Origin of the sequence: Pseudoalteromonas rubra, assembly GCF_001482385.1 — a bacterium.
Taxonomy (GTDB): domain Bacteria; phylum Pseudomonadota; class Gammaproteobacteria; order Enterobacterales; family Alteromonadaceae; genus Pseudoalteromonas; species Pseudoalteromonas ardens.
In genome coordinates this window covers 2,785,172-2,800,990 of record NZ_CP013611.1, presented here as the reverse complement: position 1 = coordinate 2,800,990, position 15,819 = coordinate 2,785,172, and the positions used below count along the sequence as shown (strand labels likewise).

The 15,819-nt window shown below is 48.8% G+C and carries 15 protein-coding genes; 13 read left to right on the top strand and 2 right to left on the bottom strand.

Features of this window, described 5'->3' with window-relative positions:
- Positions 1-540 precede the first annotated feature (540 nt).
- From rpmH to AT705_RS12135, 8 genes are all read left to right on the top strand, one after another.
- Entirely contained in the window at positions 541-675 is a 135-nt protein-coding gene (gene rpmH / locus AT705_RS24915) for a 50S ribosomal protein L34 (protein WP_010384852.1), read from the top strand.
- A 7-nt stretch (positions 676-682) separates the two neighbouring features.
- Positions 683-1,132, top strand: coding sequence for a ribonuclease P protein component (gene rnpA / locus AT705_RS12160; RefSeq protein ID WP_058796794.1), 450 nt, complete (start codon positions 683-685; stop codon positions 1,130-1,132).
- A 270-nt stretch (positions 1,133-1,402) separates the two neighbouring features.
- Positions 1,403-1,735: a membrane protein insertion efficiency factor YidD gene (yidD, locus tag AT705_RS12155; RefSeq protein WP_237113724.1), complete on the top strand. Its 333-nt coding sequence runs from the start codon at positions 1,403-1,405 to the stop codon at positions 1,733-1,735.
- Between the two features lie 8 nt (positions 1,736-1,743).
- On the top strand, positions 1,744-3,417 hold the full coding sequence (gene yidC, locus AT705_RS12150) for a membrane protein insertase YidC (protein ID WP_058796793.1): 1,674 nt from the start codon (positions 1,744-1,746) through the stop codon (positions 3,415-3,417).
- Between the two features lie 34 nt (positions 3,418-3,451).
- On the top strand, positions 3,452-3,796 hold the full coding sequence (locus AT705_RS26075; protein WP_442960132.1) for a bacteriophage T4 gp5 trimerisation domain-containing protein: 345 nt from the start codon (positions 3,452-3,454) through the stop codon (positions 3,794-3,796).
- Between the two features lie 61 nt (positions 3,797-3,857).
- Positions 3,858-4,529 carry a cytochrome c biogenesis protein CcdA gene (locus tag AT705_RS12145; protein WP_058796792.1) on the top strand — a complete coding sequence of 224 codons (672 nt, stop codon included), beginning with the start codon at positions 3,858-3,860 and terminating at the stop codon, positions 4,527-4,529.
- Positions 4,530-4,544: 15 nt separating this feature from the next.
- Entirely contained in the window at positions 4,545-5,006 is a 462-nt protein-coding gene (locus AT705_RS12140; protein ID WP_058796791.1) for a TlpA family protein disulfide reductase, read from the top strand.
- Positions 5,003-5,764 carry a TlpA family protein disulfide reductase gene (locus AT705_RS12135; RefSeq protein WP_058796790.1) on the top strand — a complete coding sequence of 254 codons (762 nt, stop codon included), beginning with the start codon at positions 5,003-5,005 and terminating at the stop codon, positions 5,762-5,764. Before AT705_RS12140 ends, AT705_RS12135 begins: the two co-directional genes overlap by 4 nt.
- Here AT705_RS12135 and AT705_RS12130 read toward each other — a convergent pair.
- Positions 5,759-7,909: a winged helix-turn-helix domain-containing protein gene (locus tag AT705_RS12130; protein WP_058796789.1), complete on the bottom strand. Its 2,151-nt coding sequence runs from the start codon at positions 7,907-7,909 to the stop codon at positions 5,759-5,761. The two genes, AT705_RS12135 and AT705_RS12130, sit on opposite strands and share 6 nt — an antisense overlap.
- 97 nt (positions 7,910-8,006) lie before the next feature.
- On the opposite strand from AT705_RS12130, the gene mnmE reads away from it, so the two are divergent.
- Positions 8,007-9,371, top strand: coding sequence for a tRNA uridine-5-carboxymethylaminomethyl(34) synthesis GTPase MnmE (gene mnmE / locus AT705_RS12125; protein WP_058796788.1), 1,365 nt, complete (start codon positions 8,007-8,009; stop codon positions 9,369-9,371).
- 43 nt (positions 9,372-9,414) lie between these two features.
- On the opposite strand, the gene AT705_RS12120 is transcribed toward mnmE, so the two are convergent.
- Positions 9,415-10,977, bottom strand: coding sequence for a serine hydrolase domain-containing protein (locus AT705_RS12120; protein ID WP_058796787.1), 1,563 nt, complete (start codon positions 10,975-10,977; stop codon positions 9,415-9,417).
- Between the two features lie 630 nt (positions 10,978-11,607).
- Between AT705_RS12120 and mioC the strand changes: the two genes are divergently transcribed.
- From mioC to AT705_RS12100, 4 genes are all read left to right on the top strand, one after another.
- Positions 11,608-12,054 (top strand): FMN-binding protein MioC, encoded by a 447-nt coding sequence (mioC, locus tag AT705_RS12115; RefSeq protein ID WP_058796786.1) that lies wholly within the window; start codon positions 11,608-11,610, stop codon positions 12,052-12,054.
- 436 nt (positions 12,055-12,490) lie between these two features.
- The gene (gene mnmG, locus AT705_RS12110; RefSeq protein WP_058796785.1) at positions 12,491-14,380 is read left to right on the top strand and encodes a tRNA uridine-5-carboxymethylaminomethyl(34) synthesis enzyme MnmG; all 1,890 of its coding nucleotides are present in this window, start codon (positions 12,491-12,493) and stop codon (positions 14,378-14,380) included.
- Positions 14,381-14,396: 16 nt separating this feature from the next.
- Positions 14,397-15,017, top strand: a complete 621-nt coding sequence (gene rsmG, locus AT705_RS12105; RefSeq protein ID WP_058796784.1) for a 16S rRNA (guanine(527)-N(7))-methyltransferase RsmG — start codon at positions 14,397-14,399, stop codon at positions 15,015-15,017.
- A gap of 14 nt (positions 15,018-15,031) precedes the next feature.
- Positions 15,032-15,817, top strand: coding sequence for a ParA family protein (locus tag AT705_RS12100; protein ID WP_049863031.1), 786 nt, complete (start codon positions 15,032-15,034; stop codon positions 15,815-15,817).
- Positions 15,818-15,819 lie beyond the last annotated feature (2 nt).

The window sequence follows — 15,819 nt, the reverse complement described above, 5'->3', positions numbered from 1 at the left end:
TATTATGAGGGGATCTTATCCACAACATCAATATTGACTTTTTTAAAAATCAGGATCTTTCCTAGAAACAAATGCATCCACTTGTTTTTGTTGGTATTTTATTTTTCACCCTGTTTACTGATCTTAGCAAAAATACGCCAAGATCTCATCTAAAAAACACGATCATTTTAAGTTTTCCAGAGGATGTTGCCACTTTTCACCCAGGCTGTGTGGAAAACCTCAATTTGATCCGATCTAAGTTGATCACACCTACATGCACAGATCGGATCCGATCTGAACGAACCAAATGGATCGTTAAATCTGCGGATTTTGATCCCACTCTATATAGTATAAAGGTATAATACGCTGCGTTTACCTCAGGGGATAACCGCCAGAATGACCGTTTTTTGTTATTTATGGCTAAAATCTATGCTTGATGGCGCGATTATGATTGACTTTCCTACGCCGCGGCATTAATATCTCGCGCTCGCAATGGCACCTGTGCCAGGATCGCGACCTGCATAGGATGTTTTAAACTTTAACCGATCGGATGGATTAGTTATGAAAAGAACTTTTCAACCTAGCGTTCTAAAACGCAAGCGTACTCACGGTTTCCGTGCACGTATGGCAACGAAGAATGGCCGTAAAGTACTAGCGCGTCGTCGTGCTAGAGGCCGTAAAGTACTTTCTGCTTAATATATAAGTGGAAGACTTTAGCTTCAGCAGGGAGTTACGTCTGTTAACTCCCTCGCATTACTCCCGAGTATTTAACGACCCCGCTCGCGCAGCAACCCCTTATTTTACTCTCTTAGCAAAACCCAATGATGCCGGACACCCACGTTTGGGACTCACTGTGGCTAAAAAGCGCTGTAAAAAAGCTTGCCAACGCAATCGTATTAAACGTCTTGCCCGTGAAAGCTTTCGCTTAAACCGCCATAAGCTGGACAATATTGATATTGTTCTGATGGTAAAAACTGGCGTCGACGAACAGTCAAATGAAGAGCTCAGCAAACAGCTGGAAAAATTATGGCGTAAAGTAAATGAGCGCTGTAAACCAGGTGCGCCTAAGCCGCCACCTCGTAAACATCCAGGTAAAAAGCGCCCAGCATCTAAGCAGCACAATCCTAAACACTCTAAACAGAACGATAAATAGACACCGACTGGATTATTCTGTCTTCACATACCTGTCTATTGCGTTTTTACTCGATTGCTCTGTTCGCGCAATTTGCACAATAACAGCGATTCGTTTTCATTATTAGCCAATGTAACCAACCATTAATCGAGTTCAACTTACTGTGAATTCGCTAAAATCGCATTGGGCTCAATGGCTATTTTGACCCTGATAAGGTAAAGTTAGCTCACCTTTTAATCGCCAATTTCCTGCTGCTTTTTCGGGATTGGTTATCAGTCTAACGGCATCAACATGAATCACACCTCCCCCACAGCCTCATCGCGCATCGTGCAGCAATGTAAAGCGTGGATCCGGTGGCCATTCAGAGTATGCCAGACGCTGATCAAAACACTGCTATTAGGTGTGATCCTTTTTTATCAGCGCTTTATCAGTCCGCTATTGGGACCACACTGTCGTTATACTCCTACCTGCTCTCATTATGCAATCCAGGCAATTAATTTACATGGAATTGCAAAAGGGAGTTGGTTAGCGCTTAAACGCATATTAAAATGTCACCCTTTAAGTGCAGGTGGGGCTGATCCCGTGCCTGCTAAATCAACGCAAGATAAACAACACGAGAAATAAGAGCTGTTATGGAATCGCAACGCACGTTTTTATTTATCGGCTTGCTGCTGGTTTCCTTTTTACTCTTTACTGAGTGGTCAAAGGAACAAACCGCAGCCAATGCTGATACCAGTGCCGTCACACAACAAGTGGCCGGCCCCGCAAACAATGACCAGGCCGACGTACCGGCTTCCAGTCAGGCTGATGTGCCAATGCAGGCCACTGTGGCTACTCGCTCAGTCATTTCGGTAACCACCGATGTACTGGCAGTAAAAATTGACACCCGTGGTGGTGACATCGTCGAGGCGAAATTACTGCAGCACGCCGAAACCCATGGCAGCGATCAACCTTACCTGCTATTAGGTGAGTTCGAAGGTAAAGAATACTTCGCACAAAGCGGCTTGATCGGCCTAAATGGTCCGGATGCATCAAGCCAGGGTCGCCCTGTCTACCAAAGTGAACAAACCAGCTACACACTGAACGGTGATGAACTGCGTGTGCCGTTGACCTTTGTCGACAGCAAAGGCGTTCAGTTCAACAAGACCTATGTTTTCAAACCAGGTCAGTATGATGTGGCATTGGAATACAATGTGACCAACTCAACTGCCGACCCGGTTCAAGTGCAACTGTATACGCAAATCAAGCGCACAGTGCAGGAAAAAGGCAGCATGGTTGACCAGACTTACCTAGGCGCAGCTTATGGCACCAGTGATGAGCCTTATGAGAAATACTCGTTCTCTGATATGGCCGAAGCGAACCTGAACAAAAACACCCAGGGTGGTTACATCGCCTTTATCCAGCACTACTTTGTCAGTGCCTGGGTACCAGGTCAGACGACAAATAACACCATTTACAGTTCGTTGCGCAATAACAACAGCATCATAGGTGTGAAAGGCGAAGCGACAAACATTCAGGGCAATGGTACCGCGCAGCTCACCGCGACTTATTACATGGGTCCAAAAGACATGGATGCGCTGGAAGCTTTACAAAAAGATCTGGATCTGACGGTCGACTATGGTTGGTTATGGTTTATTTCTCAGCCTCTGCTTGAACTACTGAAGTTCTTATATTCTGGCGAAGGGTCATTCTTTGGTCTGTTTGATATTAACATCGGTGGATTAGGTAACTGGGGTTTGGCCATCATTGCTATCACCATTATTGTTAAGTCATTCCTTTACCCGCTCACTAAAGCGCAATATACCTCAATGGCTAAAATGCGTATGCTGCAGCCAAAAATGCAGGCACTGAAAGAGCGTTATGGCGATGACCGTCAGAAATTTGGTCAGGCAATGATGGAGATGTACCGCAAGGAAAAAGTAAACCCTATGGGTGGCTGTTTCCCGCTGTTGCTGCAAATGCCTATCTTCCTGGCGCTGTTTTATGTATTCCTAGAGTCAACAGAGCTGCGTCATGCAGAATTTATGCTGTGGCTGACTGACCTGTCTTCAAAAGACCCATACTATGTGCTGCCTATCCTGTTTGGTGCCAGTATGTTCCTCACTCAGAAGCTGCAACCTATGACGGTCACGGACCCGATGCAACAGAAGATGATGACCTGGATGCCGGTTATCTTCTCAGTGTTCTTTATCTGGTTCCCGTCTGGTCTGGTACTGTACTGGCTGGTCTCTAACCTGATCTCAATTGCCCAGATGCTGTATATCTATCGTGGCATGGAGAAAAAGGGCATGAAGGTCCGCGGTTAATTACCAAATACACATACGATAAAAACGGTCCACCATGGGCCGTTTTTTTATGCCTGTAATAATTCGTGCACAGTCTCACAGTCTCACAGTCTCACAGTCTCACAGTCTCACAGTCTCACAGTCTCACAGTCTCACAGTCTCACAGTCTCACAGTCTCACAGTCTCACAGTCTCACAGTCTCACAGTCTCACAGTCTCACAGTCTCACAGTCTCACAGTCTCACAGTCTCACAGTCTCACAGTCTCACAGTCTCACAGTCTCACAGTCTCACAGTCTCACAGTCTCACAGTCTCACAGTCTCACAGTCTCAAGTGCTATCAGCTTAATCATTAGAATCAAGAAGTTGATAAAATTTGAGGATGATTTTAGGTCACTTTGATAGGGAGTTCGACGCTTGCATTGCATGCTGTGCGCACACTTTACGACTTAACGAGCACACTATGTTTGATCTCCCCCTGTTAGACGCACTCACCACCGCATACCTCAGCTGGTGGCTGCTGCCTCTGGCTTTGTTCAGTGGCGTACTGACCAGCTTTACACCCTGCGTCTATCCTCTATTGCCGATTACGCTGGCCACCCTCACCCGATATCGCACCCAAACACTGGCACCGCTCCAATATTGCCTCGGCTTTGCAGCAATCTATGCACTACTGGGTGGCATCGCAGCCTGGAGTGGCAGCTTGTTTGGTGTGGTTGCATCCAACCCCTGGATACAGGTTGGCTTTGCCAATGTACTCATTTATCTGGCACTGGTGAATAAAGGGTGGCTGACTCTACCGCACATACCTGGCCTAAGGTTTCAAGGCACGCAGGGCCCATTACTGATGGGCATGACCAGTGCGCTGGTCGCAGCACCGTGCACCTCTCCGGTACTCGGGGGCTTATTGCTGTTTGTCGCTACCAGCGGGCATCTGTTTTTTGGCGCACTGCTGCTATTTAGTTTCGCCCTTGGCATGAGCAGCCTGTTGCTGCTGGCCGGCTTGAGCAGTCAGTTTCTGGCTCGTTTGCCCGGCGCGGGTACCTGGCTCACGCATGTCCCCACTGCCAGCGCACTGCTTCTATTGCTCATGGCGCAATATTTTCTTATTCAGGCTGGCAAAAGCTGGCTATAACGCAAGGAGACCATCATGACGACAACCCTCACAGGCATCTTGCTACTGACACTCTCAACCATGGCCACCGCCAAATCCTATCCCCCTTTACAGGCTGAGACATTGCAGGGCCAGGCGATATCAAGTAAAGGGAAGATGACTTATCTGAAATTCTGGGCTACCTGGTGCGCTTACTGCGTTGAAGAAATGCCCCATCTTCAACAAACCTATGAACAAAGTCAGGGCCGCTATCAGGTCATTGCCGTGAATGTGGGCTTTAACCAGAGCATTCAGGGTATCAATACCTATATAAATCGCTATGACTACTCGTTTCCTGTGGTGTTTGATACCACTGGCGATATGACACGTCAGTATCAGGTCACAGGTACACCTCAGCACATTTTACTCGATGCCAATGGCACAGTGATTTATCGCAGCGCCCTGCTGACCGATGAACTTAAACAACATCTGGCAACACACTCTGGAGTACAGCCATGAAATTGCTAAACCCGATCACCCTATTGCTGGGCCTGGCCATGCTCATACTCAGCCAGCGGACAGTCGCTTCACCCATTGAATATATTTTTATTACCATCTGGGATGAGTACGTGCAGCAAACCGCCTTACCTCCTCAACAGCCCGATATCGAGCGCCGCTTTATTCACCCGGACATCAACATAGATCAAGCCAGTGTGGAGCAGTTTACCACCCAGTTTCCGACCTATGCCAAGCTTCAAATCGACACCCACAATCAACTGGCGATCCGCTATGGCGTCAGGCAGACCCCTTATCGGCTAGTGGTTGAACAGGATCAAGTGCAACAACGGGAAGCACTGGGTACACTGCCAGCAACGGCCCTCATTGACACATCCCCGCAGCAAGGACCACTCCATACCTTATCCGGTCAACACTTTGATCCCACCAAGCCCGGTGCTGGTTTTCGGGTATTATTCTTCAGTGACAGCCTGTGTCCATTTCAGCATATACCGGATTGTGAGCGCAGGATCGCACAAAATAACCACCTGTCAGAGCAGATTAACTACCCGGTAGTGAGCGTGATCAAGCCATTTTATGTCGATCAAGCTCAGGTCAGCGCCTACCAACAGCGCTTCAAAGTGAATCATGAAATACTCTTCGACAGTCATAATCAGCTGTTTCGCTACTTTGCGGTGACCGAGTTGCCCTACTGGGTGGTGCAAAACAAACAAGGTAAAGTGATTTACCGGGCTAACCGGGTACCGTCTTTTCCCTTATAGTGCCCAACGGCTCTGACAATAAACGCTATAGGGCTTATCCAGGATTGTACTGACTAACTGGAAAGTATGCTCTGATCCAGCCCTGATCTGACTCAGTTGATCGAGCAGGGCATCGCTGTGCTCACGTGCAGCAAGTAACTCGCTCAACTGATATGACAAGGTGTTGTCCTGAGCGAACCAGGCCGCCGCCGCGCCATACAACAGCTCCAGGTGACTGGCATTCTGCGGATCGGCTATCACGGCCAGTGCGGCCTCAGCATCACCGCGCAATAAACGGATATACATCTGGGTATAACGGGTATAACTCAGCGTATCTGCCAGATTCAGCCGTTGATACACTGCCTGTGCCTGCATGACATGTGCTTCAGCCTGTACCAGATCACCTTGCCTTATCAAACTCCAGCCCAGCATCAACTGAGCATGTGCAGCGGTCAGTGTAGAGACTTTATCCCAGGCCAGTAGTTGCTCAAATGTCTCAATGGCACTAGCCAGCCCCGGCGCGTCACTGTGAGTGAGCGCACTATCCATGATGGCCATGCCACGCAGTAACCAGTGTGATTCATACTGAGGAAGCCACTGTGGTTCAGACTCAACCTGCGCCAGATATGTAAGGGCCTCTTCTCCTCGGTGAAGCTGAATATAGTAGAATCCAAGGTAAGTAAGTATTTGCTTTTTTAGATAGTCTTCACCCAGGCTGGATGCAATCTCCAGCGCCTCCAATAAGCTGGGCTCACTTTCAGCGACTGGCACCAAATAGTTCTGGCCATAAGCAAACAAAGCGCGTGCCAGCAGCACACGTTGTGGCGACTGGCGATAGTAGGTAATTGTATTGTGTAACACCTGTCGGCTGCTTTGAAGATCCAATAAGCGCTTTTCTTCAGGCCCGGCAACAGGCGGGTTAGCCAGGTAAAATGCGCGCTGCGCATCCTGATAAGCCAGTGCGCGGCTGCCAATCAGGGCATATGCCGAGTTCAGCGCCTTACTGTGTGCATCCCACTGTTGATCTAACCACAGCAGATCGGCCTGTAACTGATACGCCATGGCCAGCTGCTCCAACAGTTGATGACGCTGTGCAAGGTCCAGCCCCAGCTGCACATCTGCCAGTGCCTGAGCATAATGACCCTGTGCCTTGCTGAATTCTGCCTGATACAGATAATAACGTACCTTGATTGCAGGCTCCGCTTTACTCAGCTCCATGCCGGTAAACGCTGCCCTGGCCTGTGCCAGCTCTCCCTGTTGCCAGGTGATGCGAGCCAATTCAAGCTGCGCCGCCAGGTGCTGCGGATACTGAGTCAGGGCTGCCTCAAAATAAGACTTTGCCAGTCTGCTGCCTTGCTCGTCCAGGGCCTGCAAGCCACGGTAATAGTCTTGAGATGCAGTCTCACTCCGACGGGTCTGGCTGGTGTGCCCATCAGGTAATAAGTTCAGTGCAGCAATAACCTGATCCGCCACGCTGTCAAACGCCATATCCAGCTGCTCAACCACTATCTTATGCTGTTGCCGTGCGGTACGGATGGTCAGTACATAGCGCTGTTGCTGACGGGACAAGGTGAGCGCTATCTGTCCGTTGTTATTCGCCTCTGTCTGCTGAGCCGGCGGGACAAGCTGATAGTCTGATTGTAAACGTGCCGTCAGTGCTGCATGCAATGCATACCCCCACCAGGCATTGGCGGCCACCTCGGTATCATTGTTCAGCGGCAAAATGGTCAAAGCAGGTCGCACCTCCTGCACCACAACAGGCTTGGGCGCTGACTGACTGACATATCCAATGGTCCCCCCGGTAATCAACAGCACGATACTCAAAAAAGTCGCCCATATCATGCAGCGCTTGTTACGGTTCACTTGAGTAAGTGGGCAGATCCACTGATAGCCTCGCTGCGGTACGGTACGGATAAACCTCGGCTGTTGTGCGTCATCGCCCAGTGCCTGGCGCAGCTCAGCCATACTTTGCGTCAATGCTGCATCACGATACTCACCATGTTGCCACAAAGCATCCAGTAACGTTTCACGCGCGATCACTTGTTGCGGCCGGGCCAATAGAAACTGCAGTAATTGAGCAACTTTAGGCCGTAATGGCACAACTTGTTGCGCGTGACTTAATATCTGTTTATCTGCATCAAAGTGAAACTGAGCGAAAGCAATCACAGTGGATATCCTTATATCTGAACCACCTCTACTATACCTCACAGCGCGCGTTTGCTGTACACTTAGCGATAATTAGAGTTTGCTTTCAAGGGTCATAATGATCGCACAAGACACCATCGCCGCACAGGCAACCGCACCGGGTCGGGGCGGCGTCGGCATAATTCGAATTTCAGGTACTCTGGCTGAGCAGGTCGCACACAAAATACTCGGAAAATGCCCAAAAACCCGCTATGCGGAATACTTGCCATTCCAGACGCTTCAGGGAGAGCAGCTGGATCAGGGCATTGCGCTGTTCTTTAAAGGCCCGAACTCCTTTACCGGCGAAGATGTGCTTGAGCTTCAGGGCCATGGTGGTCCGGTGGTGCTGGATATGCTGCTTAAAGAGATCAGCCAGGTGGAAGGCGTGCGACTCGCCAAACCCGGTGAATTCTCTGAACGCGCGTTTATGAATGATAAGCTGGATCTGACTCAGGCCGAAGCCATTGCCGATCTGATCAATGCAACCAGTGAACAGGCGGCGAAAAGTGCCCTGCACTCACTGCAAGGAGATTTTTCAAAACACATCAATGCGCTGGTGGAACAAGTGATCCATCTGCGCATGTACGTTGAGGCGGCAATCGACTTTCCAGATGAAGAAATCGACTTTCTTTCCGATGGTAAAGTGGCCGGCGACTTGAGCGCCATCATAGAGCAGCTGGGCGTGGTACGTCAGCAAGCCAAACAAGGCAGCATCATGCGTGAAGGCATGAAAGTGGTGATCGCGGGTCGCCCGAATGCAGGAAAATCCTCATTGCTCAATGCGCTGGCAGGCCGTGAAGCTGCTATTGTCACCGATATCGCCGGCACCACACGGGATGTACTGAGAGAACATATCCATATTGATGGCATGCCACTGCACATCATTGACACCGCGGGACTGCGCGACAGTCCGGATAAAGTGGAACAAATCGGTATTGAGCGTGCCTGGGATGAGATCCGCGCCGCCGATCACGTGCTATTTATGGTTGACGGCACCGAAACCAATGAAACCGATCCAGCCCGGATCTGGCCGGAGTTCATTGAGCAACTGCCTGTGGGCATGGACATCACAGTGATCCGCAATAAAGTTGACCTCAGTGGTGAACAGACCGGTACCAGTCACGATCATGGTCATGCCCTGATCCGCCTCAGTGCCAAAGACAGCACAGGGATCGACCTGTTGCGTGAACACCTCAAAGCCTGTATCGGCTTTACCGGCGCAACAGAAGGTGGCTTTATGGCGCGCCGTCGTCACCTCGACGCGCTGGAGCGTGCCGCAGAGCACCTTGAGATTGGCCAGACTCAGCTGGAAATGCACATTGCCGGCGAGATCCTAGCTGAAGAACTGCGACTCACGCAACAATACCTGAATGAAATCACGGGTGAATTTACCTCCGATGACCTGCTGGGTAAGATCTTCAGCTCTTTCTGTATCGGCAAGTAATACAATACTAAGACGCACCGCTCAGGTGCGTCTCACTCTTCCGTCACTGAGTCTCTTTAGTGAGCGGCGCCACCCCTTTTAAGCCCAGTTCGTGAAATAACGCAATGGCAGCTTGCTCGAATTCATAAAAACTATCCGCAGACACCTGATGACTGGCTGTAACCATGCGGATCGACAGAGGCTCAACAAATGTTGCATTAGTGCCCCAGAACCCGGAATGTCCGGTTGTAGAATAGCCCTCAAAATCAAGCCGCTCCTGCGCCAGGCCATAATGCTCCTGAACCCCCTCTTCAGGCACTTCGCTCAGCCAGTGCTCGGCAATTTCCATTTGTAACTGAGGATCCTCAACCAAATGCCCCTGATGAAGAGCCCTCATGAACACATTAAGATCATCCAGTGTGGAGACCATCCCGCCGCCAGCCCAGGCAAAAGAGGTATTCACCTGCCGTGCAACCACATTGTGATTGCCGCTCAATTCAGGGGGGATCTCCTCATGCTCTGGAATATAAAAGTAGTGATGCGCTATCTGCTCAGATCCACGCATCGGTTCATGCCTGTCCATATAAGTGTTGTCCATACCAAGCGGTTGCAACACACGCTCATATAACAACTGCTCAAAGCGCTTTTTGGTGTGTTTTTCCAGTGCCCAAGCGAGTAAATCGGTATTACTGTTGCCATATAGGTGCTTTTCTCCCGGCATAGTCTCCAGGTTTTGTGTTAATCCACGACCAAGCAGATCGGCAATGAGCAGATCTGAGTGCCAAAGCGCCGGAATATCGTCTTCACCGCCTTGCAGTGCCGCAATAAATGAGCGCGTGTCAGGCGCTAACGGGTCATGCAAATAGGAAATAAAATCACGGATCCCAGTACTTTGATCTAATAGTTGCCGGATCGTAAGTGATCCCCCGCGTTTAACGCCCTCAGCAACATGCAAATCCGCTATGCTATAACCGGGTGGCATATCCTCTGGCGAGATCAACGCTGTGATCGGCGTATCCAGCGTAAATTGCCCTTCGTCAATCATGGAAAAGGTCACTGCCGCGCTTAATAACTTAGAAATACTGGCAATGCGAAACGGCGTATCCGTCTCTAATACCTGAGTCTGCTGTGCATCCCGATAGCCAGCAGCGCCTCGCCAGACTACTCCATCCTGATTAAAATCTATCAGGGCCTGGATGCCTGGGATCAAGGCTTTATCCACTTCGTAAATCTGCAATAACAAATCATCAAGTTGCACAAAGACGGTTTCTTGCAGCGACTTTGCGACCACAGTGAAACGTTTACTCTGCGAGACATCAAAATCATCCGTGGCAGTGATCTCAAAAGTATAGTCGCCAGCGGCTGTGGGAAGATAGACATCGATACTTTGAGCCTGAGTGCCTGAAACATACAGCACGGCATCATCCGGCCCAGAGATCTGACGCCAGGCGATTGATTTCAGGTTATCGTCCTTATCTTTGACCCTGGCAGCCAGCGTCACCTGAGTCATCGCAATGGCCGTCAATTCAGGTTGCTCAATGGTAATAGTCGGTCGTTCATTGCGGCTAACACATGCGCTCAGCACACCAATACAGATCAGCGCAGCGCCCAAGTTGAGTGATTTCATCCGTTTGCTCCTTTGAAAACTGCGCCTAGGTTAGGCTCAGATCACAATACAAACTGTGAGAAATTGATGAAAAACCGCGCATTTCTGTCAACATATGTATTTCATAAAGGAACATTGGTGTGGCAATCCGTGCTCTGGCGAGCAAAATTACTCACATCACACCATCATCTGAAGGTGGCTATACAACATAAACAGCTATGCCAAACACCCAATCCTGTCAGCTAGGTGAAAAAGATCGCCATTTTTTAGATTATTTCATTATATAGATCAAACTTTATAGATCGTCTTTCTTATCATGGAAAGGCGATCAGATCGTCTTATGCACCAGAATCTATCCACAAGCTAGAAATCGTCCTGATTATGATCCTTTACAGCCATTTCTGTAAGGCCTGATAACCCTAAAAAGCATCAGGATATTCGCGGTTTATCCACAGCAAGCACACCGGGTTAGTATGTGGAATATTTTATTAAAACACTGATTAATATAGACTTATTATAATACCGCGCGTTTTGAATATTAATTGCGCTAGATTTTTTTATCCCAAACTTAGATCAAGGCTTTACTTCTCTGTGAAGGTCATTAAGATGTCGCGAATACGCTCAGAGTCAGTAATCAGGATCTAACGCCTCATGCGCAATATTGAGATCATCATAGGTAGCCAAATGGGCTCCGCAGAGTACGTTGCAGAACAGCTTGCCGAGCAGCTTGATGGCAGTGAATTCAACACACAACTGCATGAACAACCGGACTTGAGCGCCTGTCAGCATTCTCTGTGGCTGGTGGTCACATCCACTTATGGGGCAGGCGACTATCCGGGTAACCTGCTGCCTTTTATAGAGCAACTGTCTGATCATGAAGATCTGAGCCATGTGCAATTTGCCGTAGTGGGTATTGGCGACTCAAGTTATGACACCTTTAATCTGGCCGCCAGTAACTGTGCGCAGCTACTGTCAGATAAAGGCGCACAGCAGCTATTACCGGTATTAAAGATCGATGTGCAAGATGAAGCGCTGCCGGAAGATACCGCCATCGCCTGGTTGCCCGCACTAAAACAGCAATTGGATCAGGCGTGTTAATCCGATATGCGGATCAGTGATGAGATCTTTTACACAGAAGTTATTCACAAAATGACTCTTTCTTAGATCGCATTGTGGATAACCTTTGATCTAACTGCGGATCTAAGCATACTTATCCATTGGATAGTTTTCATCGGATCTAGGGCTGTGAATAAATAGCCACTTTGATCAAAGCTTTTCATCGTGATGATCCGATCTAATTCACACCATATGATCTGAACTAACTCTTTGGATCAAATAAGGAATACATCGTTATTCACAGATCCGGGCTGATCTAATAGTAAGATCTAATAAAGATCTTTAAAAAGATCCTTATATATATTTAAGTGATCCTTTTAACCCTGATTAAAATTTAAACGTTTCACTTCTGCGTTTTTCTGGGTAGAATACGCACCCTTTCGAAATTTGCTGGTTGTTTTTAAGTAGGATCCCGTAAATGATTTATCACGAACATTTTGACGTTATCGTTGTTGGTGGTGGTCATGCAGGTACTGAGGCGGCATTAGCTGCAGCACGTATGGGCATGAATACCTTATTGTTAACACACAATATGGACACCCTGGGACAGATGTCCTGTAACCCAGCGATCGGCGGGATCGGAAAAGGTCATCTGGTAAAAGAGATCGATGCTTTGGGTGGTGCAATGGCCAAAGCGATCGACAAAGGCGGGATCCAGTTCCGTACTTTGAATTCATCTAAAGGCCCTGCTGTGCGAGCAACTCGGGCTCAGGCAGATCGTGCACTGTATAAAGCGGCGATCCAGGATATCTTGCAAAATCAGGAAAATCTGAAGATCTTTCAGCAGTCATGTGATGATCTGATCGTTGAACAGGATCAGGTGAAAGGCGTTGTTACTCAAATGGGACTGCGCTTCAGTGCTGAAACAGTAGTATTAACTGTCGGTACTTTCCTTGGTGGTCAGATCCATATTGGTTTGGAAAACTTTAAAGGTGGCCGTGCAGGCGATCCACCGTCAATTGCATTGGCACAGCGTTTACGTGAACTGCCCTTCCGAGTTGATCGGCTGAAAACGGGCACTCCACCTCGTATCGATGCACGCACGGTTGATTTTTCTGTGATCCAGGCACAACCTGGTGATACACCAACACCCGTGTTCTCATTTATGGGTAAAGCGACTGATCATCCGCAACAGATCCCTTGCTACATCACGTATACCAATGAGAAAACCCATGATGTGATCCGTGAAAACCTGCATCGTTCACCTATGTATGCCGGTGTGATCGAAGGGATCGGACCCCGTTATTGTCCATCTATTGAAGATAAGATTGTCCGATTTGCTGATAAAGAGAAGCATCAGATCTTTGTTGAACCGGAAGGGTTAACCTCATATGAGCTCTATCCAAATGGGATCTCCACCAGCCTGCCGTTTGATATTCAGCTGGAGATCGTGCGTTCAATTCAGGGATTTGAAAATGCACACATCTGTCGTCCGGGTTATGCCATCGAGTATGACTTCTTTGATCCCCGAGATCTGAAGCAATCTCTGGAAACTAAATTCATTAATGGTTTGTTCTTTGCGGGCCAGATAAATGGCACCACCGGATACGAAGAAGCCGGAGCACAAGGTTTAATCGCCGGTATGAACGCAGCCTTGCAAGTTAAGGGTCAGGATGCCTGGACACCGCGTCGCGATCAGGCATATACCGGTGTCTTGATCGACGATCTGGCAACTTTAGGCACCAAAGAACCGTATCGTATGTTTACCAGCCGTGCTGAATATCGTCTGCTGTTGCGTGAAGACAACGCCGATCTGCGTCTGACTGAACAAGGTCGCGAATTAGGTCTGGTGGATGATGAGCGCTGGGCCGCTTACAACAACAAGCTGGAAGTCATGGAGCTGGAAACACAGCGACTGCGTAATACCTGGATCCACAAAGATCACCCTGCTCTGGCGCAGGTGAATGAATTGCTGAAGTCGCCATTGACCCGTGAAGCCAGTTTAGAAGATCTGATCCGTCGTCCGGAAGTCAGTTATAACACACTGATGCAGATTGAAGGGTTGGCCAGCGAACAGGACAATACCCAGGCGCTGGAGCAGGTTGAGATCCAGACTAAGTACGCCGGTTACATTGCGCGTCAACAGGATGAGATCAACAAACAATTGCGTCACGAAGAAACGCTGTTACCGGCTGAGTTCGATTACGCTCAGGTCAGCGGTCTGTCTAATGAGGTGGTGGCTAAGCTGTCAGAAGCCAGACCACAAACAATCGGCCAGGCGTCTCGTATTTCTGGTATCACCCCTGCTGCTATTTCGCTATTATTAGTGTATCTGAAGAAGCAAGGGTTGTTACGCAAGTCAGCGTAACAACAAACGGAAGACTGTGTTATTAGAACAACTTACAGCCCTGTTAGCCCGTACGGACATCACGCTAACTGAACAACAGAAGCAGCAGCTCGTCGATTATGTCGGGCTGCTCGATAAATGGAACAAAGCCTACAACTTAACCTCAGTGCGCGATCCGCAAGAAATGATGATTAAACACATCATGGACTCGTTAGTCGTTGCGCCTCACCTGAGCGGCAAAAATTACATCGACGTGGGCACCGGACCGGGGTTACCCGGGATCGTACTGGCCATCGCCCTGCCCGATACACAGTTTGTTTTGCTCGATAGCCTAGGTAAGCGTGTACGTTTTTTAACCCAGGTAAAACATGCGCTTGGACTGGAAAACGTCACACCTGTTCAGTCTCGTGTTGAAGAATATCAGCCAAGTGTTAAATTAGACGGTGTACTGAGCCGTGCATTTGCCTCTTTGCAGGACATGGTTCAGTGGTGTGGACATCTGGTCGATGACGAAAGCCGCTTTCTGGCATTAAAAGGTCAGTTTCCGCAGCAGGAACTAGATAACCTGCCTGCTGGTGTGACTCTGGAACGTGATATTAGTTTACAGGTCCCCGAGCTGGATGGTGAACGTCATTTAATCATTCTGAAAAAAGACTAGTATTCGAGGACATAGTGGCTAGAGTCATTGCGATCGCAAACCAAAAAGGCGGTGTGGGAAAAACCACCACTGCAGTTAACCTGGCAGCTTCCATGGCTGCGACCAAACGTAAGGTCCTGCTAATTGACCTGGATCCACAAGGCAATGCAACCATGGGCAGCGGTGTTGACAAATATGGCGAAGTAGCAACCATTTACGATCTTTTGATCGAAGAGACCCCCATTCAGGACGTGATCAGTAAAGAAACGTCCGGCGAATACCACTTAATTGCTGCCAACGGTGATGTGACCGCGGCAGAAGTTAAGTTGATGGAATTGTTCGCCCGTGAAGTGCGTTTGCGTAATGCACTGGAATCGGTGCTGGACCAGTACGATTTTATTTTTATTGATTGTCCGCCTTCATTGAATATGTTGACGGTCAACGCAATGGCGGCGGCTGATTCTGTTTTGGTGCCTATGCAGTGTGAATATTATGCACTGGAAGGACTAACGGCGCTGATGGATACCATCACGCAGCTTTCTAAGCTGGTCAATCCACATTTACAGATCGAGGGGATCTTGCGTACTATGTACGATCCACGTAACCGCCTGGCGAATGATGTATCTGAGCAGCTGAAACAGCATTTTGGCGAAAAAGTATACCGCACGGTGATCCCACGCAATGTGCGCCTAGCGGAAGCGCCGAGTTTTGGTGCGCCAGCGATGTACTATGACAGAGCATCCAGTGGTGCCAAAGCCTATCTGGCATTGGCCGGAGAAATGCTCCGCCGTCAGGAAAAACAAGCAGCAGCTGTTGCCTAAGA